This window comes from [Clostridium] scindens (assembly GCF_019597925.1).
Taxonomy (GTDB): Bacteria; Bacillota; Clostridia; order Lachnospirales; family Lachnospiraceae; genus Clostridium_AP.
The window spans coordinates 2,077,426-2,102,083 of sequence record NZ_CP080442.1; the positions used below are offsets into that span (position 1 = coordinate 2,077,426).

Below are 24,658 nucleotides of genomic sequence, written 5' to 3' on the forward strand. Positions count from 1 at the left end.
CCTTTTAATTTTTTGCCAGCGTGCAAAATGCCTCTTCCACTGTCTTTTCTTCATTGATTCCTTCTGCTATCCTGGCATCCTCCCCGCATTTTTCCAGATGGATCAGATATTCGATATTGCCTTCCGGTCCTTTGATTGGCGAAAACTCCAGATTCAGGATGGAAAATCCTATGGATAGGGCATACTGGATTACCATAGCGATGACTTCTATATGCGTGCGCTTATCCCGCACCACGCCCTTCTTGCCGACTTTTTCCCTGCCTGCCTCGAACTGCGGCTTGATAAGCGCCACGATCTGGCCCTTCTTTGTGAGGTAATTATGAATCGGCAGCAGCACTTTCGTAAGCGAGATAAAGGAGACGTCGATGGAAGAAAAATCTACCGGCTCCCCGATGTCTTCCGGGGTCACATACCGGATGTTGGTCTTTTCCATACAGACGACCCGCTCATCCTGCCTCAATTTCCAGTCCAGCTGGCCCCTTCCCACATCTATGGCATAGACCTTCCGGGCCCCATTCTGGAGCATGCAGTCCGTGAATCCCCCTGTGGATGAGCCAACGTCGGTGCATACCTTTCCTTCCACTGTCACATCGAAGTTTTGAAGCGCCTTTTCCAGTTTCAGCCCTCCGCGGCTTACATAAGGAAGCGTATGTCCCCTCACCTCGATCGCGGCTTCCTCCGGAAATGTGGCTCCGGCCTTGTCCTCCCTCTGCCCGTCAACAAAGACGCTGCCTGACATTATGATCGCCTTGGCCTTCTCCCTGGAAGCAGCAAGGTTTCTTTTTACCAGTAATATATCCAAACGTTCTTTCATATTAACTCCTATAATCTGCCATATGCGTCCTTTATTCTTCTTGTAATGGATTCCACGTCGATCCCGGTCTCCTTACGCAGCACGCCGATATTTCCATGCTCGACATAGTCATCCGGCAAAGCCAGCGTCAGGACTTTCACGCCCAGATCCTTCCTGCTCGCATATTCCAGTACATGCTCGCCGTATCCGCCGGTCTGCACGTTTTCTTCCACCGTCACGATCAGCCGGTGATTCCGGCACAAGGACGCGATCATCGCTTCATCGATAGGCTTCACGAATCTGGCATTGGCGAGAGTACAGCTGTATCCGCTTTCCTTCAGGCGCTCTCTCGCCTGAAGGGCGCTTTCAAACATGTGGCCAACGCTCAGGATCGCAATATCCTTTTCTTCATAGAGCATCTCGCTTTTGCCGTATACGACCGGCGCCCGGAACTGCCTGTACGCATCGAATGCGCTCCCTCTTGGATAGCGGATCGCCACAGGCCCATCATAAGACAGGGCAAAGCGCAGCATATCCGCCAATTCCCATTTATGCTTCGGAGTCATAACGACCATATTCGGTATGCTGCTCAGATAAGACAGGTCAAAAATTCCTTGATGGGTCTCTCCGTCGCTTCCGACCAGGCCTGCCCGGTCTACCGCAAGCACGACCGGAAGATTCTGAAGCGCTACATCATGGATCAGCTGGTCATAGGCCCTCTGAAGGAAGGAAGAGTATACCGCAAATACCGGCTTCATTCCTCCTGCCGCAAGGCCTGCCGCAAAGGTCACCCCATGCTCCTCGGCGATTCCCACATCAAAAAACCGGTCCGGATACATCTGCCGGAATCTGGTAAGCCCCGTGCCGTCTGCCATGGCTGCGGTAATGGCTACAATATCCGGATTCCTCCCTGCCTCGTCGCACAGGACTTTGCCGAATACATCCGTATAAGTATCCTTGTCTTTCGGTGTTTCCAGTTCGCCTGTCTCCACCTGGAACGGGCCTACGCCGTGAAATTTATCCGGCTTAAGTTCCGCAGGCTCGTAGCCTTTTCCCTTTTTTGTCATTACATGAAGCAGCACCGGACCATTGATCTTCCTGGCTTCTTTAAATGCCTTGCAAAGAAGCCCGATATTGTGCCCCGGTACAGGTCCAAGATAAGTAATTCCCATATCCTCAAAAAACATTCCCGGAACCACCAGCTGCTTGATGCTGCTTTTGGTCCTGCGGATATGCTCGATCATGGAATCCCCCACTAAGGGAACCTTCTCCAGCGCATTGGTAACGCCCTTTTTCAGCCCTGTATAGATGTCCGCCGTGCGAAGTTCTGCCAGATATTTGGACATGCCTCCTACATTCTCTGAGATCGACATATGGTTATCGTTCAATACGATAATAAAATTCGTCTTAAGAGAAGAGGCATTATTAAGGGCTTCATAGGCCATGCCTCCGGTTAAAGAGCCGTCCCCGATCACGGAAATGGCGCTGTAGCCTTCTCCTTTTAGATCCCTGGCCCGCACATATCCAAGGCCAGCGGAGATGGAAGTCGAGCTGTGGCCTGTATCAAACGCATCGCAGGCGCTTTCTTTACGCTTAGGGAATCCGCTCATCCCGCCGTATTTGCGAAGTTCGTCAAATCCTGCCTTCCTGCCGGTCAGCAGCTTATGAGTATAAGCCTGATGGCCCACATCCCAGATGATCTTATCTTCCGGAAGATGGAACATCAGGTGCATGGCCATGGTAAGTTCCACCACGCCCAGATTGGACGCAAGATGGCCGCCGGTCTTGCTGATCTTCTCGATCAGGAATTCCCGGATCTCCAAAGCCAGTTCCTCCAGTTCCTCCAAGTTCAGTTCCTTAATATCATTTTCCTTCTGTATACGCTCTAACATAATCAGTTACCCCGCTATTTCTCCCTGTGAATCAACTGGAGCAGCAGCTGTTCCAGGAATTCATTTTCTCCTGATAACTGATGCAGGAGGCTTACCGCCTGATCGGATAGTTCTTCTACCATTCTCCCTGCCTCAGCAGTCCCCATCAAGGTGACATACGTAGTCTTTTCGTTCTTTTCGTCGCTGTGGGTCGGCTTGCCAAGCACCTCCTTGGTGCTGGTCACATCCAGGATATCATCCTGGATCTGGAACGCGATTCCTACATATCTTGCAATCTTTTCTACGATCTTTACTTCTTCCTCGGAAGCGCCTCCTAAAATTGCCCCGATCATCATGGATGCCTCGATCAGCGCGGAAGTCTTTAATTCATAGATCGTATCCAGCACTTCCTTCGGTATGGAATGCCCGGTCTCTTTAACGTCAATGACTTGTCCCCCAATCATTCCGTAGATGCCGGCCTTTTCCCCCAGCACTCCCAGCGCCCTTCCGATGAGAAGACTCTCTTCCGGCTCCATGACAAACGCCTTGAAGGCCGTCTCAAAGGCATAGTTAAGCAGGGCGTCGCCTGCCAGGATTCCCATATCTTCCCCATATACGATATGGGTGGTCTTGCGTCCGCGGCGATATTCGTCATTATCCATAGCCGGCAGATCATCATGGACCAGGGAGTATGTATGAATCATCTCGATGGCTGCCATGAATGGGCGGATCAGCGGGCCTTCCCCGCCGAACAGCCGGTAAGTCTCATTCATAAGCATCGGACGCAGGCGCTTTCCCCCAGCCATAAGGCTGTAGCTCATAGCCTCCATGATGACGCTCTGGAATCCTTCCTGCCTGGGCAGGTACTCCGTAAGGATTCCTTCAATCTTTTCCACCCTATGCTTCATCTGTGTCTGAAACTGATCCCCGTTCGGGCATCCTGTATTGCCATCATTCGATAATGTATATTTAGAATTCATGAGCATCTCCCTCTTCATCTAATACCAGCATTTTCTTCTCTACCTTATCTATCTTTTCATTGCACAGCTTCAGCATATCCATTCCCTTGTGGTACAGGCTGAAAGAATCTTCCAGGGAGATGTCTTCCTTCTCCATCTTGCGGATCGCATCTTCCAGCTGCGCAAACAGTTCTTCCAGGGTTTTATCCTCCTGAATCTTTTCATCCTTATCCATGCTGCTCCTCCTTCACATCTTCCACAGTTGCCTGTAGGATTCCATCCGTCACATATATGGACAGCCTGTCCTGATTCTGGACCTGCCTGATACTCTTGATGGCCTTCTTGTCTTTTCCTTCCACGTAAGCGTATCCATGGCTGAGTTTCTGAAGCGGCGACAGGCCCTTCATCACTTCCACGTATAACGCCAGCCTGTGCCTCGCATCCCTTACCTTCCCCTCCATCAGCACCTTCATCCTGTCTTCCATCTCAGATAGCCTCTGCTGCTGTTCCTGCAGTTTGAGCCGGGGATGAAGATACTTCAGGCGGGTATGGCATTCCCTAAGTTTCAGGCGGGATACCTGTATCTTCTGATTCAGCAGCCGGTTCATCCGAAGGCGGTACTCCTGCAAACGCATCTGCACCTGCCGGTAATCATAGACGGCCAGTTCCGCGGCTGCCGACGGCGTCGGCGCCCGCAGGTCGGCCGCGTAATCGGCAATGGTGGTGTCCGTCTCATGCCCCACTGCCGAGATTACCGGAACGCTGCATTCGAAGATCGCCCGGGCCACTTCCTCTTCGTTAAAGGCCCACAGGTCTTCAATGGAGCCGCCTCCGCGTCCCACGATCATCACATCCACTCCGTATGCTTCCAGCATCCGGATTCCACGCACGATGCTCTCCTTGGCGCCTTCCCCCTGCACCTGGGCCGGATAAAGAATCAGCTGGACATAGGGATTGCGGCGTCCGGCAATATTCATGATGTCCCTCACTGCCGCTCCGGTGGGCGCGGTGACAACGCCAATTCTGCTTGCAAAGGATGGGATCGGCTTTTTGTATTCCGGTGCAAACATCCCCATCTCTTCCAGTTCTTTTTTCAGCATCTGGAATTTCTCATAGAGAAGCCCATCTCCATCCAGCCTTATCTCTTTGGCATACAGCTGGTAGGAGCCGCTTCGCTCATACACATTTACAGAGCCCAGGACCACGATCTGCTGGCCCTCGCTCATACGAAAAGAGAGTCCGCCTCGCTGCCCGGCAAACATGACGCAGGCAATCGTTCCGGACTCATCTTTTAATGAAAAATATATATGTCCCGATGTGTGATACTTACAATTAGAAACCTCGCCCTTGACGTAGATGCGGTTCAGCATGTAGTCCTGGGTAAACATATTCTTAATGTAGGCATTCACCTGTTTTACCGTATATACATTCCGAGTCATAACCTACCTCTGATTAATCTACAAGTTTTGCAAGCACGCCATTGACAAAGGAAGGGCCGTCCTCGCTGCTATACTTCTTCGCAAGTTCCACAGCCTCGTCGATGGCCACGCCTGTAGGAACATCCTCGTCCCATCTCATCTCATATACTGCCAGCCTCAGAATCGTCAGATCCACCTTGTTCATCCGGCTCGTCTTCCATCTGGTCGTATGCTCGTTAATCAGCGCGTCAATCTCTTCTACCTTCGACGCGATCTTCTGTACCTTCTCCCTGATATAGTCAAGGTCCTTTTCACCCGCACCCTCCAGCTGGCCGAAGTAGAGTTCCAGCTGCTCCGGCATATCTTCGCCAGCGTTGAATTCCACTCCGAACAGCATCTTGAAGATGTGCTCTCTTTGCTCTGTCCTCTTCACTTATGCTTCCTCCGGCACGTCTACTCCGGCGATGCGGATATTTACATCGGCAACGTCGAGGCCTGTCATATTCTCGATTGCCGCCTTTACCTTCTCCTGCACCTTCGTAGTAATATCTTTGATACTGTAGCCATACTTCAGATTCAGTGCCAGGGACACCGTCACGATCCCATCCAGCACATCAACCTTGACACCTTTGGACAAAGACTTCATGCCCAGCTTGCCAATCAGTTCCCTTGTCGCGTTTCCCGCCATGGAAGAGACGCCGTCCACTTCCATCGCGGCAAGGCCTGCAATAATCGCCACTACTTCATCCGCAATCTTCACCTCGCCGAGATTCTCATCGCCCTTTATTGTATACGTATTTCTTTCTTCTCTACTCATTACCTGAACCTCCTGTCTGGTTTTACACTTCTAGTAATTATATCAAATTTACCTACATTTGCAAAGTCTTATCTGCCGAATTCGGATAACTCAAGCCCATCGTTGCGCTCTATGGTCATGCGGATGCTCCATTCATTGATGAATAGAAGCAGCGGACGACCCTTCAAGTCTTTCACCTTCTTCATGTCGGATGTGCCTGTCAGCTTATCCAGGTCAATCTCCGTATTCTCGATCCAGCGGATATGCTCGTATGGAAGAGTGTCCATGCGTATCTCCACATTATACTCGTTTTCCAGCCTGTATTTGAGCACGTCAAACTGCAGGACGCCCACGACGCCCACGATGATCTCTTCCATTCCGGTGTTGTATTCCTGGAAGATCTGGATCGCGCCTTCCTGGGCAATCTGATTGATTCCTTTAATGAACTGCTTCCGCTTCATCGTATCTACCTGGCGCACTCTTGCGAAATGCTCCGGCGCGAATGTAGGGATGCCTTCGTAGACGAATTTGTCACTGGCATTGGTAAGGGTATCCCCGATCGAGAAGATGCCCGGATCAAAGACTCCGATAATGTCTCCTCCATAGGCTTTCTCTATCATCTTCCTCTCGCTTGCCATCATCTGCTGCGGCTGCGACAGGCGTACCTTCTTGCCGCCCTGTATATGGAAGACATCCATGCCTGCCTCGAATTCGCCGGAACAGATACGCATGAAGGCGATCCGGTCCCGGTGAGCCTTATTCATGTTGGCCTGAATCTTAAACACGAAGGCAGAAAAGTCGCTCTCTTCCATGGGATCGATCAGGCCCCTGTCAGACTTTCTTGGAAGCGGGGACGAGGTCATCTTAAGGAAATGTTTTAGAAACGTTTCCACACCGAAGTTCGTAAGGGCTGAGCCAAAGAATACCGGCGAGAGTTCGCCCTTGCTCACCAGTTCCTGGTCAAACTGCGCCCCGGCTCCATCCTGAAGCTCGATCTCCTCTTCCAGCTGCACTCTCTGGGAGTCGCTGATAAGCCATGCGATCTCCGGATCGGCGATATCTACCTTCTTCACCTCTCCCTGGGTAGTTCCCTTGCGGGTGTCAGAGAACAGTTCTACCTTCTTCGTCTCCCTGTCATAGACCCCCTTAAATTCCTTGCCTGAGCCGATCGGCCAGTTTACCGGGCAGGTGGCGATTCCCAGTTCATTCTCGATATCATCCAGAAGTTCAAAGGTATCCATTGCCTCCCTGTCCATCTTATTAATAAAGGTAAAGATCGGGATGTGGCGCATGGTACATACCTTGAAAAGCTTCCTGGTCTGCGCCTCCACGCCCTTGGACGCATCGATCACCATCACCGCGGAGTCCGCCGCCATCAGCGTACGGTACGTATCCTCCGAGAAATCCTGATGGCCCGGCGTATCCAGGATGTTGATGCAATAGCCGTCATAATTAAACTGAAGGACTGAGGAGGTGACTGAGATACCTCTTTCCTTCTCGATCTCCATCCAGTCGGACACCGCATGCTTAGCCGTGGCCTTTCCCTTGACGCTTCCCGCCTGGTTGATGGCTCCCCCGTACAGGAGGAACTTCTCCGTAAGCGTAGTCTTGCCGGCATCCGGATGGGAGATGATGGCAAAGGTCCTTCTCTTTTTTATCTGCTCTTTTACTTCATTATTTATCTGTGACATAGATTCAAACTCTCCTACAAATAGTATATCCGCATATGGACGCTATTAGACAGTATAACACACCTGGAATCAATCCTCAATTGGGAATTTTGTTTATTCGAGGGGGGGGATCGGTGATTGGCGTGTAACGCGCGGCGGACGGGTGGCGGGATTCTGGAGGGAAGCGTAAGGGGCGGAGAATCCATGCCGGATCTGTAAGCGAAGTGGGAGACGAGCCGCTATCGGCGACTCTCCCACTTCGCTTACAGATCCGTGCATTAGTCGCAGCCCCGGAAGCGTCGCAAGAATCCCGCCACCCGTCCGCCGCGCTCCCGTCAATTTACTGGCTGTCCTGGGGTGAGTGCGGGCTTTTTCGTACACCATTCGCCGGAACAGATAAAAGCCAGCCTATATAAGAAGCATAATTGCCTCCTATCAGACTGGCCTGCAAACTGGTTTATGTAGTTTTATGTATAGTCTGCAAGTGATGAGCCGCTATCGACACCTCTTCCGGCGGCGCATCTTTTCTCCGTAAGGCGTACCCTATCGCACGCGCCAAAGCGTCGCAGGAATCGCCGCCCCAGCCTCGCGGGCGGGTCGCCAATCCCCGAATCCCCCTACTTCCCTTCGGAATACACCGGCGTAATCACGATGTTCTGTGCCGCCACGCCCGTCTTGCGGGTAATGATGTCTTCGATCTGCGCCCGGTTGGCATCGCTTAATTCTGCCGCATTCACGACTACGTCTGCCGCATCCTGGGTCAGGCTTACCACGGCCTCGCTGAAGCCTTTTGAGGCCAGAAGGGTCTCGGCTGCGGCTTCTTTTTCTGCAATATCCGTCATTGCCACCATCTGATTTACCGCGTCCTGTTTCTGCTCATCGCTTAAGTTCTCGTTGTCGATGATTTCCATCAGGGACTCTTTGTTCTTGGCTCTTACTTGCTCCCTGGTCACCTTTGCTTCTGCAACTACGGCGCTTGCCTCGCCGCTTGTAAGTACAGCCTCTCCCGGCGTCCCGTCCACGCTTCCATCGCTGTCGGTGCCGTCCTGGCTCTTGATATCATCGGACGCGCTTGCCGTCACGTCCTCCTCGGATATGTCCAGAAGTTCCTTATTTGCAAGTTCTGCATTCGTCTTTTCTGCCGTATCCTTATCCCCGAATAATTTTCCGGAGTAATTCAGATATCCTGCCGCCGCAATCATTACGGCCAATGCTGCAATAATAATCTGGTTCTTTTTAAAGATTCGTTTCACTGTTCATCCTCCTACCTTGCCACATCGTTTATGAATTCTTCTTCATTATCCTAATCTTATGCGTGTCTATCCCAAATAATGCTTGAACTGCTTCAGTAATATTCTGTTTTACCACTGCATTATCTCCTCCGGAGGCTATGACTACCACTCCTTCTACCTGAGGGCTCAGTTCCTTGCTGATATAAGGCGCCTGTCCCTGGGAGCCATCTCCGTCATATACGGTGGCCTCTCCATGGCTGCTGTTCTGTGTCGTGCGCGTCCCTCCCTGGCTGTCAGACTCTGTAACCGTCTCGCTTTGTGCCTCCACATCCTTCTCTACCACTTTCTCGGCGGAGGATTGTAACGTTATCATGACGGTTACGTCCCCGACCCCGGCCATCTGTGACAGCACGCCCTCAAGGTGCCCTTCCATATAAGAAGCGTAATTGCCATATGCCGCCTCTCCTCCCCCCGCTGCCGCCGTGCTGCTCCTTGCATCTTTGGAAGCAGCATCCTTCCCCTTCCCTGTGGGAATGGCGATCACGACCAGCAAGATTCCCACCAGAAGCAGAATCAAAAGTTGATCCTTTTTCAACTTTTTAATCGAAAAATTCTTCGGAATTTCAAATCGTTTCTTTTTCTTAACGTCCAATCTCTATCTCCTCCACCTCTATCCCGGTTTTCTCATCTTCCGGTTCCTGCACGGCATCATCCGGATAGCCTTCTGGCAGCGTCTCGCCAAGATACTTGGATTCTTCCTCTATCTTTTTCATCTGCTCCTGGTACTCCTTGCTGTTATACAGGCTCCCCAGCGGATGCTCCATACCGAATATCTTAAGCAAGGGCGTGGCAAGCATGACGACCAGCACCATTCCGGTAAAGAACCGGATATACTTTTTATAATCCGAATTCGGAAGGATATGGATGACCGCTGTAATCAGCACCATATAAAACGCAATATTCTTCATCCATTCATATAAATATTCAAACATAGCCCCACCTCAGACATGACTGGTTACTGCAGACACAATGGCAATGGTCAGAAGGAACAGAAGGCCCGTAGTAAATACCACCTGCATAAGAAGCTGGCATCCGTCTCCCACCGTCTCTACACAGCCTACGATACGCTTGTCGGATACTGGCTGTATAATTGCCGCCGCCAGTTTATATAAAAAGGCGATGCAGGCAATCTGCGCCAGCGGCACCACGCAAAGGGCGATGCAGATAAGAGCCCCTGTCATCCCGATTCCATTCTTCACCAGCACCGCCGTGCCAAGCGCCACCTCCGCCACGCCGCCTATGGCGTCCCCGATGCCGGGAATGGCTTCCGCGCCTCTGGCTATGGCGCTTCTTTTCACTGAATCAATGGCCGGGCTTATCATCCCCTGGATCACGTTCAGCCCGATGATGCAAGCCAGCAGCGTCTTTAATATCCACGACACCGCAACCTGTATCAGTTCCGCGAACTTACTTAGATAATCCTCAGAGGAAAGGTAATTCAGCACCCGTACCATCATATAGATATGGATCACGGGCAAAAGGAAGCTGGTGATCAGAAGTTCTACAATAAAAATCAAAAACAGCACCAGATTATAAAACGCAATGGAAGTAACGCTGCCTTTTGCAATCGCCACTGCCAGGAAATACAAGGGGCAGAATACGCCCATGAAAGAGGTCAGGCTGTCTATCCCCTGGCTTACCCACTCCACCACTATCTGGAATGAACTTAATGCCAATGCAATCAGCAGCAGATACAGGGCATAAAAACTAATTTCCGATATCTGGCGGCTCTGGAATACGTTTGAGAAATTGCTGAATACGGCCGCAATGACTGCGATCAGAAGGATATGTACCAGATTGTCCTTGCAGCTTCCAAACGCATATCCCAGCTGTTCCGTTACCAGCCGGTTCAGCAGCTGGGCGGAAAATGTCAGATCCCCGGAAATGACTCCCATCAGCGTTTCCTTAAAGTCCAGCTTTTCTTCCGGGAACAATTCCTTTAAGGAATCGTCAATTTCCCCAAAATCGAACTCTCCGATCAAGTCCTCCTGCATCCCGGAACTCTCTGCCTTATCCTCCTTAGTTCCCGACTGCCTGGCCTCTTGGGCCTGTGCCGGCAGCGGAGAAAATATTAGGAGCAGGATCACCCACAGGATGGCTGCCTGTACTATTTTTCGCCGCCTCATGACAGAAATTCCTTTATGGTATTTAAAAGCGCCATCAGAACCGGCATGCTTAATACCAGAACCGCCAGCTTGCCGAATATCTCGATCTGCAGCGCAATCGTCTGATAGCCCGCGTCCTTGCAGATGCCCGCGGAGAATTCGGCCACATAGGTAATCCCCAGCATCTTGATCAGCGTACCGATATAGGCGGTATCCATATTGATATAATTGGCGATGGTCCGCAAGGCATCGATGATCACTTCCAGCCGCCCGATGATGGCAAAGAAGATGACCAGGCTAAGCGCCACGCTGATATAGATGCCATACTCAGACTTTCCGCTTTTAAACTGTACGGCCAGCAGGGTGCCGGCGACCCCGATGATCCCGATCTGTATCATATTCATGGGTATTCCTTCTTTCTACAGCGAAAATAAATGCTGGATGGATTCAAACAGGTCATAGATGTATGGCACGATCCAGAACAGCACCAGCAGAAGTCCCGCAAGGCTTGTAAGGAATGCCTGCTCTTCCCTTCCGCTGTGCTTTAAGACCTGGCTTAAGACGGAGACCAGGATTCCCACCGCAGCTATTTTAAATATTAGATTTACACTCATGCACGCCTCCTCTATATTAACAGGACGGTAATAAATATCCCGCTCATCACGCCCAGGCAGTGGCATAATCTCACCTTTGCCTTCATCCCGCCCCGCATCTCTTCCATGGAAAGGCTCATTTCCTCCAGGTAGAGGTCGAGAGTCTTTACCTGCATCTCGATATCCGCGACCCCCAGCTGGCCTCCAAGATTTATCAGTTTGTCCAGTTCCTCCTCCGGAAGGCCGGATGCCCCCAGATATTCTCTTGCCGTATCTTCCCATATATCCTCCAGCGTACCCCTGTTCTTATGCTCCAGCCTGTCGTATATTTCCAGAAGCCATCCTTTATATGGCTCCCTGGAAGATGTCCCAATATGACGGAACGCTTCCCCCAGATAAGACCTGGCATACCGTATCTCGCTTCTCAACTGGTAGACCAGCTTCTTGAGATACTGCATCTGGACATACTGGTCGTTGATACGGTCTGCCGCCCGGATGCCCCATAAAGAGGTGGCTCCTATGATCAGGACAGCCCCGAAGGTCTTGACCATGGCCGTCATCTGGTATCTTCCCTGTACAGAAGGCTGCCCCGGTGATCGAAGATGCCATCAATCTGCCCTACGTGCCCGCGGTTTCCCAGAAGGATGTACCGTTCAAAGCGTCCCTGGGCGATCATCTGGTCAAGGAGAGGCTTCTTTCTTAATTCTTCCATGGAGCCTGCATGGACAGTGGCCAGCATCTTGCAGCCACAGTGCATTGCGTATTCGATGGCATGTACATCTTCTGCCGAGCCAATCTCATCCACGGCAATGACCTCCGGCCCCATGGAGCGTATCAGCATGATCATGCCTTCCGCCTTGGGGCACCCATCCAGCACGTCCGTGCGGATTCCAAGATGGTTCTGGGCGACCCCCATATAGCAGCCTCCAATCTCCGACCTCTCATCCACCACTCCCACAGCCATGCCCCTGACCCAGTCATTTCCATCGGAGATCTGACGGATCATATCCCGAAGAAGCGTTGTCTTGCCGCATCTTGGAGGCGATATGACCAGCGTATGGTAAAGGCTTCTGTTATTGGCAATATAGGGAAATACTTTATCTGCGCATCCAAGCACTTCATGGGACATCCGCACATTGACGGATGAGATATGCTTCAGGTTCTTTACTTTGCCGTTCTCTATGATTGCCTGTCCTGTCATTCCTACCCTGTGTCCTCCTTCAATCGTGATAAACCCCTGCTTCATTTCTTGCTCGTATGCATATAAGGAATAATTGCTGATATATTCCAGCATCTCCCTTACATCTTCTTTTGTAACCATATAAGGCTTGCCACGCTGCCCGCCCAGGATCAGTTCCTCGCCCCTGTAGATCAGAAGCAGCGGCTTTTCCACCCGCAACTTGATCTCCTGCAGATACTCATACTGCAGCTGCTCCTTATGGAGCAGAATGCGCACGCTGCGCGGCAAGACATTCAAGATTCTGTTTTCCTGCATATTTGTCCACCTCTTTACACCAATATATGAGACGACTTTCAATTTATTCCCAAATATGTTACAATCCGTATATTCAAGTATCAGATTTCTACGGAAAGGATGAATTTTCTATGATCGCTGTATTACTCGCGCCTGTCTACCTCCTATTGAATGCTTATATTTTCCGCTGGCTGATCCGCTATATGGGAGCCTGCACGCATCATTTTAAGAAGACTTGGGTCAGGCTGGTCGTTCTGGCCGTCTACGGCTTTTTGGCCTTATCCATCCTGCTGGCCTTTTTCTGGCCTGCCAGATGGCTGATCTACCTTTCAAATATCTGGTTTGGCACCCTCTGCTATATTCTGCTTACCGTCCTGGCTGCAGATGGCATACGCCTGATTGCAAAGCTGATCGTCAAGCGCGGGAAGAAGCGGGAATGGAAGGAATCCCGGAGGCTCTTCGTCGTCAGCGGCACGTTCTGCATTGCACTGATCCTCTCCCTGTCCGTCTATGGCTATCTGAATGCCCGCCATATACATACCACAGATTATTCCGTAACCATTAACAAGACTTGCAAAAATCTGGATTCCATGAGAGTCGTCCTGGTAGCGGACCTCCACCTGGGCTACAGCGTGGGAAATGCGCAGATGTCCCAGATGGTTAAAAAGATCAATGCCCAGGAGCCGGATCTGGTGGTAATCGCGGGGGACATCTTCGACAATAATTACGATGCCTTGAAAAATCCAGATAAGATCGCCCGCACGCTACGTGGTATTAAAAGCAACTACGGCGTATATGCCTGCTACGGCAATCACGATATCCAGGAAAAGATTCTGGCTGGCTTCACGTTCAGCCACGACAAGAAAAAAATGAGTGATCCCAGAATGGATCAGTTTCTTAAGGATGCCCATATCCAGTTTCTGCACGATGAGGGCGTCCTGATCGATGACTCCTTCTATCTCTTTGGCAGGGCTGACAGGGAGCGCCCCGGACGTGGCATCTCCAAGCGTTTAAGCCCAAAGGAGCTGACAGAGGATATGGATCAGGACAGGCCGATCCTTGTTATCGACCATGAGCCGGATCAGCTGCAGGAGCTTGCCGATGCAGGCGTAGACCTGGATCTGTGCGGACACACCCATGATGGCCAGATGTTTCCGGGCAATCTGACGATCAAGCTGCTCTGGGAGAATCCTTGCGGCTATCTGAAAAAAGATCGGATGCACAATATCGTCACCTCCGGCGTGGGCGTATTCGGGCCTAATATGAGGGTGGGAACTAAGAGCGAGATCTGCGTGATAGATGTGGGGTTTCAGTAGAATTATTGGGATTGGAGGACGCCAGCGTGCCGGCAGGAGGCAGTTCCTACGACGCTCCGGCGTCCTGCATCTCTTGCACTGATCTGTGAGGCTGCGGAAGAGTCGCCGATAGCGGCTCCTCTCCCACAGCCTAACATCTCAGGCAAGGATATTCCGGACGCCGCCGCTTCCCTTCGGAACTGCCTCCTGCTGGCCCGCTGGCTGACTGCAATCCGATGGTAATTCTTGATGGGTGAGACGCTTTATTTTATTGGCTTATGGCGGGGATTTTTATATATGCATAAATTTGTGAAGGATGGATTTTCGTTTTTATGAGACATGTGTTGATCGTGGATGATGATGTTTTTATTAATCGTATGCTTGAGGAGGTTCTTGTGAAGGAGAATTATCGGGTTTCTCATGCTTATTCGGGGACAGAGGCTTTGCTTTTGCTTTCTTCTTGCAGGCCGGATCTGATTCTTCTTGACCTGATGCTTCCGGGCTTAAGCGGGGAGGATGTGCTCTCACAGATATGCGGCATTCCTGTAATCGTCATGAGCGCTAAGGCAGAGGTTGGCAGCAAGGTCTCACTTCTTCTTGGCGGCGCGGCCGATTATATTACCAAGCCATTTGATATCGAGGAACTGCTGGCAAGGATCACCGTCCAGTTTCGCAAAACGTCTGCCGGTGCATCTTCTGTCCTGAAGCATGATGATCTTTCTTTAGACATTGTTACCCGTACAGTTGCCATAGGCGATAAGAATATAAGGCTTACCAAGACGGAATTTGCGATATTAAGACTTTTAATGGAGAATCCTGCCCAGGTAATCCCCAAGACGGTCCTCCTTGAGCGCATCAGCGAAGACACGCCTGACTGCATGGAGAGTTCCCTGCGGGTACATATCAGCAATCTGCGGAAGAAGCTGCGGGACGTCTCAGGCAAGGATTACATTGAAGCGGTTTGGGGAATTGGCTTTAAAATGGCTGAAGAATAAAATATTTACTATTTCTTAACACTTTTCTTAACAGCTTCCTTAACTATCATCGGTTAGAATAGCAGCATCAAATAAAAGGAGGCTTTCATATTATGGAATACGCTTTGACAGCAAATCATCTGATGAAAAAGTATGGGCGTTCCAACGCGCTGGACAATTTTTCCATGCAGGTTCCCAAAGGAGCAATCTATGGGTTTGTAGGAAAGAACGGGGCGGGCAAGACGACGCTGATTCGTCTGGCCTGCGGGCTTCAATCACCAACGTCCGGGACCTTTACGCTATATGGGGTCAAAAATACCCAGAAGGGAATCCGGAAAGCACGCCGCAGAATGGGGGCCGTCGTAGAAGCCCCTTCGATCTATCTGGATCTGTCTGCCGCGGATAATCTGAAACAGCAGTACCATGTACTGGGACTTCCCTCGTTCGATGGCATCCCGGAACTGCTGAAATTAACCGGTCTTAATGATACCGGGAAGAAAAAGGCGAAAGATTTTTCCCTTGGCATGCGCCAGCGGCTTGGAATCGCCATAGCCTTGGCTGGCAGGCCGGATCTGCTTATTCTGGATGAGCCGGCCAATGGCCTGGATCCACAGGGAATCATCGAGATCCGCGAACTGATCCTTAGGCTGAACCGGGAGCAGCAGATCACGGTATTGATTTCAAGCCATATCCTGGACGAACTTTCACGCCTTGCTACCCATTATGGCTTCATAGATAAGGGACATATGGTGAAGGAAATGACGGCCAAAGAACTGAAGACCGCCTGTCGGAAATGTACCCGGCTAACGGTAACTGCCACCGCCATCCTTGTCCGCACGCTGGACAGGATGGGCCTGGATTATGAGGTCATATCGGATACGCAGACGGATATTTATGGAGAATTTCCTGTCACGGAACTGACTTTGGCTTTGGCAAAGGAGCGCTGCAGCATACTGTCCCTGCATGAGCATGACGAATCACTGGAAAACTATTATATTAATCTGGTGGGAGGTGACAAGTATGAATAAGCTTTTACGCGCAAATTTTGCCCGCCTCTGGAAAAACCGTCCATTTCTAGTCGGCCTGGCATTTATGTTCCTGGCCGGAAGCGCATATGTCTTAAAGCAATACCAGCAAATCAAGGTATACCAGATTCCCGTAAGCCTGGAATCTACATTTTTCACTTACGCGATGCTGATCGGCGTCCTTAGCGCCATCTTCTGCTCTCTGTTCCTGGGGGTAGAATACGGGGACGGAACCATGCGAAATAAGATCATCGCCGGACACAAAAGAACGGATATTTACCTTTCCAATCTGATCACCAATCTATCCGCTTCCCTTCTCATGTGCCTGTCATACATCTTGTCAAACGTGGTTCTTGGCATTCCTCTGCTGGGATTTCAGAAGGCCAGCCTCTCTGATATACTGCTATTGATATCGGGAAGCTGCGTCACGGTGGCTGCGCTTTGCTCGGTCTTCACTATGATCAGCCTTCTGATTCAGAACAAGGCTCTGGCGCCTATCGTCTGCATTGTAGGAATGTTTCTGATGCTGGGCGCCGTATCAGAGATTAAGCGGATGCTGGACCAGCCAGAGTATTACTATGACAATGTAAAAAATAAAAATTACCTGGACGGGGAGATCCGTGAGAAATTCGAATTCTGTTATAATTTTCTGCCAGCAGGACAGGAAATGCAGTACGCAGCCATGAAAACTGAGAACATTGGCGGGATGTGTCTGTATTCTCTTGGCATCACGGCTGTCACAACAGGTATCGGAACCTTCTTCTTCCGAAAAAAGGATATAAAATAAGCAAAGAGGTATTGGCATGAATATTTGGATCTGTCTATTATGGGCTGCACTTATCATCATCGTTATACTATTGGTCAAGCTCCATCTTCTTAGAAAGGCCGCACAGGAGATCCGGGTGGCGGTCTGCGAAAAACTAAAGGAAGAGACGAACACATTGATTGACATTTCCAGCCATGACGCCCAGATGCGCCTGCTGGCCGACTGCCTCAACCAGCAGTTAAAGGAACTCAACGCCAGAAGGCAGCGCTATGAGCAAGGCGACCTGGAACTGAAGGAGGCTATCTTGAATGCGTCCCATGACCTTCGAACCCCATTGACAGCCATCTCTGGATATCTGCAATTGCTAAAGCAGGAGGAATGCTCGGAAAATGCCGGAGACTACCTCGCCATTATCGAGAATCGTACAGCGGCGCTGCGTTCTCTCACAGAAGAACTCTTCCGCTATACGATTGCTGTCTCGGATGCCGAAGCCCTCACGCTGGAGGAGGTTTCCATCAATAGCGCGCTGGAGGCCAGCATCGCTTCTTACTATGGAGCCTTAAGCCAGAAAGGAATCACGCCAAAGATATCTTTGCCGGAAAAATCAGTCATGCGGACCCTGAACAAGGACGCTTTATCCCGGATCTTCGGCAATATTATCTCCAACGCGATCAAGTATAGCGACGGGGATCTGCGTGTTACGCTGACGGAAGCCGGAGAGGCCATATTTACAAACCATGCGTCTGCCATGACCGAAACGCAGGTAGGCAAGCTCTTCAACCGCTTTTACACGGTAAATACCGCCCGGCATTCCACCGGCCTTGGACTTTCTATCGCAAAGGCGCTTACGGAACGGATGGGAGGAACGGTGACCGCAAATTGTAAAGACAATCTTCTAAGCATCCATGTGATCTTTCCAGATTAAAAAGGCTGCGATTCATCCTCCTGGCTTGAGGAAAACGCCAGGAGGATGAATCGCAGCCTTATCAAATTTTCTACAGTTCCAGCAGGCCGCTGATGTCCTTGATCACATGGTCTGCTCCTGCTTCTTTATATATGTCGGTAACTCTCTGGCATTCTGCCATTCGCTTTGCAGGCGTAAGGGATTCATACTCTTCCTTCGTATACCCCATCACCGAACTTCCCTCAATCACGCCCACCGTGATAACGCCGGCATTCACTCCTTCTTTGATATCCGCAACGGTGTCGCCTACTTTGATGACCTTCCGAACGGAAGTGACGCCCAGTGCCTCCATATTGCGGAACATCATATAGGGGTATGGACGGCCCGCATTGCCGACGGCGTTCGGGCTGACCCACAGATCCGGCGCATAGCCGTTCTCTTTGGCAATGGGGGCTACAATGTTCATCATCTCATCCGTATACCCTGTGGTGGAGCCTATCTTGATTCCCTGATCCCGCAGCTCGCTAACCGTCTCTATCACATGGGGCTTGATATCTACAAATTTGGGGAGAATCTCAAGCGTCTTCGCCTCCATGATGTGGTAAATGTCATTTACATCCTCTTCATTCCACGCTCTACCCGTCGTTCTTTTCCACAGGCCACCGATCCGATCCATCTGCATCATGGTACGGATATGGTCGATCTTCAGCATTCCCATAGGTTTTCTTACTTCTTCCATAGTCGGCTCGATTCCAAAACTCTTAAATGCCTCTACAAAGGCCTGTACCGGAGCAAAGCATCCATAGTCCACCGTCGTGCCCGCCCAGTCAAAGATTACTGCTTCTATACGTCTCATCTGGCACCTCCTAATGTTCTGCGAAGAACTCTTTCAATATATCCGCAAGTTTTAAAATATCCTCTTGATAGACCTCTCCGATATTGCCGATGCGGAAGGTATCGGCCTGCGTCACCTTGCCCGGATAGATGGCATATCCTCTCTCCTTGATATAGTCATACATTTCCTGGAAGGAAAAATCATGGCGGTCTGGATAGAAAAAGGTGGTGATGATCGGGCCCTGATGCGCGGCGTCTATGTATGGGCGGATTCCAAGTTCTTCCATCTTCTCGATCAGCAGCTGGTTATTCTCTCGGTAGCGTTTTTCCCTTGCCAGGATTCCGCCTTCCTTCTTAAGTTCCCGGAGGGCCTGGGCAAAAGCAAGCACCACATGGGTTGGCGACGTAAACCTCCATTTCCCGTCCACATGCATCGTCTTCCACTGATCATACAGATCCAGCGAGAGACTTCTCGCCTTTCCCGCGCTGGCGATCAGATCCGCCCGATTACAGATGATAAAAGAGAATCCCGGAACTCCCTGTATGCACTTATTCGCGCTGCTTACGAGGTAGTCGATCCCCAGTTTCTGGACCTCGATATCCACGCCGCCAAAACTGGACATGGCATCTACGATAAAGATTTTCCCGGCTCTTTTCACTACCTCCGCCACGGAAGCGATATCATTGAGGATCCCTGACGTGGTCTCGCTATGTACCATAGCCACATGGGTGATGGATGGATCCTCCCGCAGATACTCTTCTATCTTCCCGGCGGAAGGCATCCTGTCATAATGCTCATGATAAGCGGTGTAAGAGAGCTGATTGTGCCTGGCAATATCCTCCATCCTCTCTCCGTATGCTCCGTTGGCCGCAATCAGCAGTTTGTCATCTTCTCCGATAACACTGGATAATACGGACTCCACTCCGAACGTCCCGCTTCCCTGCATCAGGACGACCGTATATATCTCATGATCTACATGGGCAAGATCAAGAAGTTCCTCCCTGATCTGCTGGGTAATCTTCTTATAATCGTCATCCCAGGTGCAGTGGTCGAACAGCATTTCTTCTTTCACCGTATCCGTAGTCGTAAGCGGCCCCGGAGTAAGTAGTTTATAATTCTTCACTTTCCAAAACCTCCTTTTTATTTGCACTCTTCTGAAAGTGCCTGGTGCTTTTCCAGCAGTTTTACAGATAGTTTTTCCGGGAAGGCCTTCGGATTGCCTGACTTATTGGCATCATCCACCTTTTCGCCTTCATATAGAGGAATCGGATATGTCTTAAGCAATTCCTCTCTGCCGTTAGCAATGATGCACTCCGCCATCTTCATGGCCTCCTCATTCTTTTCATCCTTATTATTGACTACTGCCACAGATTCTGTCAATGTAAAATTTCCTTCTTCTGGATCCACATAATCAATCGGGAGTTCTTCTTCCTTATCCGCAACCGCCTGATGCCTCAGGCCAAATCCGATTGCCACTTCCCCGGCTCTTACCTTCTTAATGGGGCCAGATCCGGAATCCTCGATGTGGGCGCCTGCATTTTCATAAATATCCGCCAGGATATCCTTTGCCTCTTCCTCCCCATATTCGCTGACCAGCGCCTGGATCAGAAGCCATGCGGTGGAGGAACTCTGGATGTCCGTCACCGATATCATGTCCTTGTAGACGGGATCTGCCAGGTCCTTGATGGATGCCGGCACTGGAAGGCTATTCTCCTTCACCATCTCCGTGTTATAGATAATCGCCCCTTCCTGGGCAGTGATTGGCGTATAATAAGACGGATATTCATCCAGCGCGCCTGTCTCAAATTCTAAATCCTGAAACATCGGATGCTCTTCCTGCGCGCTTTCCAGGTAAAAAGAACTCATGGTAACCAGGTCTGCCTCGATATCGGCCCCTTCTGCCAGAAGCTTGCCTCCAAGTTCCGATGTTCCAAAGGTCTGCACGATGTATTTCCCCTCATAACCATTGGAGTCGAGCGCGTTCTTCATGGCCTCCACCGCCTCGTCGTCCGCATTGGTATATAGTATTACCTGTTCCCCGGCTGCGTTACCGCTGCCGGCACAGCCCGTCAGCGCGCTGCCTGCAAGCAGCGTAAAAGCCATTCCCACAAATGCCGCTTTTTTTATTTTTCTCATCCTTCTTTTCTCTCCTTTACTTTCTCTCCATTTTCTATCTGCCAGGAGCGTAAGCAGTAGCTTCCCGGCCAGATTCGTAAATAATATCAGCAGTGACAGCACAAAGATCTCATTGAACTTCGCAAAGTGCTGCAGTTCCTTAATCTTCGTCGTAATAACCATGGTCCTTGCCCCCGCCAGGAAGATGATGGCACTGACCGTCACCATGGCATTCACAAAATAGTAGCTGAATACTTCCAGAAGGGATGACGCCGCATTGGGCGTTACTACCCTTGCCAGCGTCTTGATCCAGCTGTCCCCCATCAGCCTTGCCGTCTTCTCCCAGGACAGGCTCATCTTCGCCAGAGAATTCTTCATCATCATGTATGGGGTAGCGAAGAAATGCACCAGATTACAGATGATGATCAGGGCAAACGTATTCTGAAGTCCGGTCCCTGTAAAGGCCAGCATGAACGCGATTCCTAAGACCATTCCCGGAATCGTATTCGTGATGGATGCGATGCCCTCGATGATGTTCTTCGCCCGGTTGTCCATGCTGCTTCTCGCCGTAACGATCGCAGCCCCATAAGCCATGAGAGTACCGAGGGCTGCCGTCAGGATTGCCGTAAGAAGCGAATTCTTATACACCATTGTAAGCGATGGGTCCGCAAGTGCATTTCTTACATGCTCCATGGTAAAACGCATCTCATAGGGCCACCCTTTGACAAAAGGCACGATGAAGATCACCGCGAATATGGCCAGGACTCCCAGAAGAATCAGCGCCGTCAGAATCGCGCAGATGACATCCCGCATCCGGCTCTTCTTATTCTCCATCTGCGTAATCTTACTGTACCGTACGTTATATCTCTCTAAATACGCGACTACGGATATACTGACGATGGAGGGCAGCAGCATGATGACCGCCACAACGGCTCCATTGTTAAAGTCCGGCACGCTTCCAAGCATCTGGGCGTAGAGAACCGAAGCGATGACTTCCACTCTGCCTCCTACGGATGCTGGTATGCCAAAGTCGGTAAAGCACAGGAAGAAGCATTGGATAAATGATACCGCCAGCGTTCCTGCCAGCGGGCGCAGCAGCGTTTCCCTGAATGTCCCCCAAGCGCTGTCTTTCATAACTCTGGATACCACCATGAATTTCTTGTCGATGTATCCCATGGTATTGTTGATTAGCATAAATGAGATTGGAAGCGTATAGATGACATAGCCGATCAATAGGCCGCAGATTCCATAGATATCAAAGGCCTGCCTGCCAAGTAATCTAGTGAAAAGCCCCTGCTTTCCGAACGAATAGATAATCGCGAATCCATAAGTGATCGTAGGCAGAAGCATCGGCAGCAGGGCCAGCGTTTTAAGCGTCTTCTTGTATCCGTTCCCGACGTTGGTATAATTGACCGTATAGGCCATGATGAACGCAAGGCCTGTGGCTATGGCCGCTCCCAGCGCTGATATAGCCAGACTGTTGCGAAGCGCCTTTAAGAATCCTTTTGCAGCAAAGATCTCTTTATAGTTCGCCAGGGAGATGCCCCCATCCGCCTGAAAGGATTTCAGCAGAAGCAGTATGAGCGGGAATGCCAGAAATACCATAAAAATGAGCATGATCACCGTCCATACAGCCCTTGCCTCCGTATTCTTCTTTGCCATCTAGCCCACCTGCCATGTCTGTCTTAGAGGTCTTTCCTTGCTAAACAGGGAGAAGATATTGTTCTTCTTTACCTCCAGCTGCTTCAGAATAAATTCTTTTACAAACCGGTTGCCCGGAGCTTCGATAATCTCCTCTGGCCTCCCATACTGGGAAATGCTGCCCTCATTGATGATCAGCACCCGGTCGGATAAGGTCAGCGCCTCTTCGGGATCATGGGTGACGATGATCGTTGTCAGGCTGTATTCTTTTGCGATCATCTTAATCCTGTCCTTAATAGACTCTTTGATGACGCCGTCCAGGGCGCTGAGCGGCTCATCCAGAAGCAGAATCTTCGGCTTCATGACCATAGTTCTTGCAAGCGCCACCCTCTGCTTCTGGCCTCCTGAGAGCTGGTCAATCTTCTTGTCCAGATGTTCTTCCAGGCCCAGCAGGCTGATCAGTTCTTCTACTTCTTCCCCGGTAGATATATCCGGCTTATTTCTCAGCCCATAGGTAATATTTTTATAGGCATTCAGATGCGGGAACAAGGCATAGTCCTGAAATACGATATTGAATCCCCTTTCTTCCATAGGCACATCCGTCAAATCTTTTCCTTCAAAAATAATCCTGCCGCTATCTGTCTGCGTAAGCCCCAGGATCAAGTTAAGCAGCGTCGTCTTTCCGCTTCCGGAGGGTCCCAGGATGGATACGATCTCGCCTTTTTCAATCTCCAGGCTGATATCCTTCAGGATGGATACTCCGTAAAATGATTTACTGATTTTTTCTAATTTCAACATTGCGGAAACTCCTTTCTCTTTCATTCTTCTGTTCGAACAAGACTACTTTAACTATTTCGAACTTCAAAAACAACAAAATCCAGGTAAAACTTGTGTAAAGCCATATCCAAGCGGCTCCTGCCACCCTTTTTCCCTGCGCAAAAAAGGCCTTCCGCCAGGAAAATCCATTCGATTCTCCGGCGGAAAGCCTCTTTTTATCTCTTATTATATTGTTCTATTTTTGTTCGCTTTGGCCTTAAAACATTTCCTATGACTTATTGTAAGCCGATATTTTACCAAAAATTATTCTTTTATATCTTACTTGCGTGTATTTTTCTCCTATCTGTACAAATTCACTTAATATTCTTTTTCTATTTCCTGTACCATCTGATAGAGTCTTTCATTTGCAGGGACCGGTATCTGATGTTTCTTACCAAGTTCAATCACCGTGCCCGCAAACATCTCTACCTCAGAGTGCCTCCTGGATACCCGGTCCTGAGCCATAGATGGAATGCCCTCAGGATCCAGCGTCTCAAGCAGCCCTACATAATAATCCCGGTCCGCCCCGGTAAGCGCGATGCCTTCCGCATTTCCAAGCGCGATCACCTCTTCCATGGCTGCGATCATCGTATCATGTGCCTCGCCTTCCCGAAGAACGCCCGCATAGTTGGTTCCATAAGTCATGCAAGTCTGGTTTACGCCTACATTCAGCATGAACTTGCCCCAGATGCGGTGCATGATGTCTGCGTCTTTCTGATAAGGCATCTGGATCTCGTCGAAGTACTTTGATACTGCCTCTACATTCTTCTCCTGCTGTGGCAGTTTTGCTCCGATGCGTAGTTCTCCCATCTGCGTATACTTAAGCTCGTTGCCGAACTTCATGGCATCCATCCCCTGAGCCACCGTGTAGATCATCTTGTCTGCTCCATACTGCGCTGCAATCCGGTCATCACTGCTGATGCCGTTCATCACCGACATAATAATGGTGTCATCTCCCACGCAATGCTTCATGGTCTCTACCGCAGAAGCGAGGCCATTGTATTTTACCGCCACGATCACAAGATCCGCCTTTTCCGCCTTCTCGCTGTCCTCCATACAAAACGTCTGCTCCTTTTTGTTGCATAAGAATACCTGGCCTTCATACCTTTTAAGCCTGGAACTGTCCATCACAAAACATACGGCATCCTCGCCTGCGCGTTCCTTTATGTAATTCGCGTACATCACTCCGAGTGCTCCCATTCCGATAATCTTAACCTTCATATGACATCCTCCTTTATGTTTGATTCATTTTTGCACGGGTATTTTTCAATTTTGCACACCAGTTATGTAAGTTGAGCACGTAACATTTTTCAAAA

26 protein-coding genes are annotated in these 24,658 nt (G+C 50.2%); 5 read left to right on the forward strand and 21 right to left on the reverse strand.

The window, feature by feature from the left end; all coding sequences use genetic code 11:
- Positions 1-4 precede the first annotated feature (4 nt).
- The 16 genes from K0036_RS10050 to spoIIIAA all read right to left on the reverse strand — a co-directional run bounded on the left by K0036_RS10050 (position 5) and on the right by spoIIIAA (position 12,992).
- Positions 5-814, reverse strand: a complete 810-nt coding sequence (locus tag K0036_RS10050; protein ID WP_025643411.1) for a TlyA family RNA methyltransferase — start codon at positions 812-814, stop codon at positions 5-7.
- An 8-nt stretch (positions 815-822) separates the two neighbouring features.
- Complete coding sequence (gene dxs / locus K0036_RS10055) at positions 823-2,685, reverse strand: 1-deoxy-D-xylulose-5-phosphate synthase (protein WP_220429654.1); 1,863 nt, start codon at positions 2,683-2,685, stop codon at positions 823-825.
- A 14-nt stretch (positions 2,686-2,699) separates the two neighbouring features.
- Entirely contained in the window at positions 2,700-3,644 is a 945-nt protein-coding gene (locus tag K0036_RS10060) for a polyprenyl synthetase family protein (protein ID WP_220429655.1), read from the reverse strand.
- Positions 3,634-3,858, reverse strand: coding sequence for an exodeoxyribonuclease VII small subunit (gene xseB, locus K0036_RS10065; protein WP_025643408.1), 225 nt, complete (start codon positions 3,856-3,858; stop codon positions 3,634-3,636). Before xseB ends, K0036_RS10060 begins: the two co-directional genes overlap by 11 nt.
- A complete protein-coding gene (xseA, locus tag K0036_RS10070) occupies positions 3,851-5,062 on the reverse strand; it encodes an exodeoxyribonuclease VII large subunit (protein ID WP_029466764.1) in 1,212 nt (403 codons plus the stop codon). Before xseA ends, xseB begins: the two co-directional genes overlap by 8 nt.
- A gap of 13 nt (positions 5,063-5,075) precedes the next feature.
- Complete coding sequence (gene nusB, locus K0036_RS10075; protein ID WP_025643407.1) at positions 5,076-5,474, reverse strand: transcription antitermination factor NusB; 399 nt, start codon at positions 5,472-5,474, stop codon at positions 5,076-5,078.
- Positions 5,475-5,858 carry an Asp23/Gls24 family envelope stress response protein gene (locus tag K0036_RS10080; RefSeq protein ID WP_025643406.1) on the reverse strand — a complete coding sequence of 128 codons (384 nt, stop codon included), beginning with the start codon at positions 5,856-5,858 and terminating at the stop codon, positions 5,475-5,477.
- Positions 5,859-5,926: 68 nt separating this feature from the next.
- Positions 5,927-7,528 carry a peptide chain release factor 3 gene (locus K0036_RS10085; protein ID WP_173693368.1) on the reverse strand — a complete coding sequence of 534 codons (1,602 nt, stop codon included), beginning with the start codon at positions 7,526-7,528 and terminating at the stop codon, positions 5,927-5,929.
- A 596-nt stretch (positions 7,529-8,124) separates the two neighbouring features.
- Entirely contained in the window at positions 8,125-8,760 is a 636-nt protein-coding gene (locus K0036_RS10090) for a SpoIIIAH-like family protein (RefSeq protein ID WP_025643404.1), read from the reverse strand.
- 28 nt (positions 8,761-8,788) lie between these two features.
- Positions 8,789-9,391: a hypothetical protein gene (locus K0036_RS10095; protein WP_025643403.1), complete on the reverse strand. Its 603-nt coding sequence runs from the start codon at positions 9,389-9,391 to the stop codon at positions 8,789-8,791.
- Positions 9,381-9,731, reverse strand: a complete 351-nt coding sequence (locus K0036_RS10100; protein WP_173693370.1) for a stage III sporulation protein AF — start codon at positions 9,729-9,731, stop codon at positions 9,381-9,383. Before K0036_RS10100 ends, K0036_RS10095 begins: the two co-directional genes overlap by 11 nt.
- A 9-nt stretch (positions 9,732-9,740) precedes the next feature.
- Complete coding sequence (locus K0036_RS10105) at positions 9,741-10,925, reverse strand: stage III sporulation protein AE (protein WP_220429656.1); 1,185 nt, start codon at positions 10,923-10,925, stop codon at positions 9,741-9,743.
- Positions 10,922-11,308, reverse strand: coding sequence for a SpoIIIAC/SpoIIIAD family protein (locus tag K0036_RS10110; RefSeq protein WP_025643400.1), 387 nt, complete (start codon positions 11,306-11,308; stop codon positions 10,922-10,924). Before K0036_RS10110 ends, K0036_RS10105 begins: the two co-directional genes overlap by 4 nt.
- A gap of 15 nt (positions 11,309-11,323) precedes the next feature.
- Positions 11,324-11,518: a stage III sporulation protein AC gene (gene spoIIIAC / locus K0036_RS10115; RefSeq protein ID WP_004605969.1), complete on the reverse strand. Its 195-nt coding sequence runs from the start codon at positions 11,516-11,518 to the stop codon at positions 11,324-11,326.
- Between the two features lie 11 nt (positions 11,519-11,529).
- Positions 11,530-12,057: a stage III sporulation protein AB gene (locus tag K0036_RS10120; RefSeq protein ID WP_025643399.1), complete on the reverse strand. Its 528-nt coding sequence runs from the start codon at positions 12,055-12,057 to the stop codon at positions 11,530-11,532.
- Complete coding sequence (gene spoIIIAA / locus K0036_RS10125) at positions 12,054-12,992, reverse strand: stage III sporulation protein AA (protein ID WP_173693372.1); 939 nt, start codon at positions 12,990-12,992, stop codon at positions 12,054-12,056. The genes K0036_RS10120 and spoIIIAA overlap by 4 nt, the downstream gene beginning before the upstream one ends.
- A gap of 110 nt (positions 12,993-13,102) precedes the next feature.
- Between spoIIIAA and K0036_RS10130 the strand changes: the two genes are divergently transcribed.
- From K0036_RS10130 to K0036_RS10150, 5 genes are all read left to right on the forward strand, one after another.
- Positions 13,103-14,287, forward strand: a complete 1,185-nt coding sequence (locus tag K0036_RS10130) for a metallophosphoesterase (RefSeq protein ID WP_220429657.1) — start codon at positions 13,103-13,105, stop codon at positions 14,285-14,287.
- A gap of 311 nt (positions 14,288-14,598) precedes the next feature.
- The gene (locus K0036_RS10135) at positions 14,599-15,261 is read left to right on the forward strand and encodes a response regulator transcription factor (RefSeq protein ID WP_220429658.1); all 663 of its coding nucleotides are present in this window, start codon (positions 14,599-14,601) and stop codon (positions 15,259-15,261) included.
- A 92-nt stretch (positions 15,262-15,353) separates the two neighbouring features.
- Positions 15,354-16,268: an ABC transporter ATP-binding protein gene (locus K0036_RS10140; protein ID WP_220429659.1), complete on the forward strand. Its 915-nt coding sequence runs from the start codon at positions 15,354-15,356 to the stop codon at positions 16,266-16,268.
- Entirely contained in the window at positions 16,261-17,052 is a 792-nt protein-coding gene (locus K0036_RS10145; protein WP_220429660.1) for an ABC transporter permease subunit, read from the forward strand. Before K0036_RS10140 ends, K0036_RS10145 begins: the two co-directional genes overlap by 8 nt.
- A 16-nt stretch (positions 17,053-17,068) precedes the next feature.
- Positions 17,069-17,956: a sensor histidine kinase gene (locus K0036_RS10150; RefSeq protein WP_220429661.1), complete on the forward strand. Its 888-nt coding sequence runs from the start codon at positions 17,069-17,071 to the stop codon at positions 17,954-17,956.
- Between the two features lie 70 nt (positions 17,957-18,026).
- Here K0036_RS10150 and phnX read toward each other — a convergent pair whose 3' ends face one another.
- From phnX to K0036_RS10175, 5 genes are all read right to left on the reverse strand, one after another.
- Positions 18,027-18,791 (reverse strand): phosphonoacetaldehyde hydrolase, encoded by a 765-nt coding sequence (gene phnX, locus K0036_RS10155; protein WP_220429662.1) that lies wholly within the window; start codon positions 18,789-18,791, stop codon positions 18,027-18,029.
- Positions 18,792-18,801: 10 nt separating this feature from the next.
- Complete coding sequence (gene phnW, locus K0036_RS10160; RefSeq protein WP_220429663.1) at positions 18,802-19,893, reverse strand: 2-aminoethylphosphonate--pyruvate transaminase; 1,092 nt, start codon at positions 19,891-19,893, stop codon at positions 18,802-18,804.
- Between the two features lie 17 nt (positions 19,894-19,910).
- Positions 19,911-22,547, reverse strand: coding sequence for an extracellular solute-binding protein (locus K0036_RS10165; protein WP_220429664.1), 2,637 nt, complete (start codon positions 22,545-22,547; stop codon positions 19,911-19,913).
- Positions 22,548-23,324 (reverse strand): ABC transporter ATP-binding protein, encoded by a 777-nt coding sequence (locus K0036_RS10170; protein WP_220429665.1) that lies wholly within the window; start codon positions 23,322-23,324, stop codon positions 22,548-22,550.
- A gap of 336 nt (positions 23,325-23,660) precedes the next feature.
- Entirely contained in the window at positions 23,661-24,563 is a 903-nt protein-coding gene (locus tag K0036_RS10175) for a ketopantoate reductase family protein (RefSeq protein WP_220429666.1), read from the reverse strand.
- Between the last annotated feature and the right edge of the window lie 95 nt (positions 24,564-24,658).

Bases quoted from the DNA above. Each gene is read 5' to 3' on its own strand.
- K0036_RS10105 (WP_220429656.1), bottom strand. From the start codon at position 10,925: ATGAGGCGGCGAAAAATAGTACAGGCAGCCATCCTGTGGGTGATCCTG.
- dxs (WP_220429654.1), bottom strand. From the start codon at position 2,685: ATGTTAGAGCGTATACAGAAGGAAAATGATATTAAGGAACTGAACTTG.
- K0036_RS10050 (WP_025643411.1), bottom strand. From the start codon at position 814: ATGAAAGAACGTTTGGATATATTACTGGTAAAAAGAAACCTTGCTGCT.
- K0036_RS10165 (WP_220429664.1), bottom strand. From the start codon at position 22,547: ATGGCAAAGAAGAATACGGAGGCAAGGGCTGTATGGACGGTGATCATG.
- K0036_RS10100 (WP_173693370.1), bottom strand. From the start codon at position 9,731: ATGTTTGAATATTTATATGAATGGATGAAGAATATTGCGTTTTATATG.
- K0036_RS10145 (WP_220429660.1), top strand. From the start codon at position 16,261: ATGAATAAGCTTTTACGCGCAAATTTTGCCCGCCTCTGGAAAAACCGT.
- spoIIIAC (WP_004605969.1), bottom strand. From the start codon at position 11,518: ATGAGTGTAAATCTAATATTTAAAATAGCTGCGGTGGGAATCCTGGTC.
- xseA (WP_029466764.1), bottom strand. From the start codon at position 5,062: ATGACTCGGAATGTATATACGGTAAAACAGGTGAATGCCTACATTAAG.
- K0036_RS10135 (WP_220429658.1), top strand. From the start codon at position 14,599: ATGAGACATGTGTTGATCGTGGATGATGATGTTTTTATTAATCGTATG.
- K0036_RS10130 (WP_220429657.1), top strand. From the start codon at position 13,103: ATGATCGCTGTATTACTCGCGCCTGTCTACCTCCTATTGAATGCTTAT.
- K0036_RS10120 (WP_025643399.1), bottom strand. From the start codon at position 12,057: ATGACGGCCATGGTCAAGACCTTCGGGGCTGTCCTGATCATAGGAGCC.
- K0036_RS10080 (WP_025643406.1), bottom strand. From the start codon at position 5,858: ATGAGTAGAGAAGAAAGAAATACGTATACAATAAAGGGCGATGAGAAT.
- phnX (WP_220429662.1), bottom strand. From the start codon at position 18,791: ATGAGACGTATAGAAGCAGTAATCTTTGACTGGGCGGGCACGACGGTG.
- K0036_RS10085 (WP_173693368.1), bottom strand. From the start codon at position 7,528: ATGTCACAGATAAATAATGAAGTAAAAGAGCAGATAAAAAAGAGAAGG.
- xseB (WP_025643408.1), bottom strand. From the start codon at position 3,858: ATGGATAAGGATGAAAAGATTCAGGAGGATAAAACCCTGGAAGAACTG.
- K0036_RS10175 (WP_220429666.1), bottom strand. From the start codon at position 24,563: ATGAAGGTTAAGATTATCGGAATGGGAGCACTCGGAGTGATGTACGCG.
- K0036_RS10140 (WP_220429659.1), top strand. From the start codon at position 15,354: ATGGAATACGCTTTGACAGCAAATCATCTGATGAAAAAGTATGGGCGT.
- K0036_RS10110 (WP_025643400.1), bottom strand. From the start codon at position 11,308: ATGAATATGATACAGATCGGGATCATCGGGGTCGCCGGCACCCTGCTG.
- K0036_RS10170 (WP_220429665.1), bottom strand. From the start codon at position 23,324: ATGTTGAAATTAGAAAAAATCAGTAAATCATTTTACGGAGTATCCATC.
- spoIIIAA (WP_173693372.1), bottom strand. From the start codon at position 12,992: ATGCAGGAAAACAGAATCTTGAATGTCTTGCCGCGCAGCGTGCGCATT.
- K0036_RS10150 (WP_220429661.1), top strand. From the start codon at position 17,069: ATGAATATTTGGATCTGTCTATTATGGGCTGCACTTATCATCATCGTT.
- K0036_RS10060 (WP_220429655.1), bottom strand. From the start codon at position 3,644: ATGAATTCTAAATATACATTATCGAATGATGGCAATACAGGATGCCCG.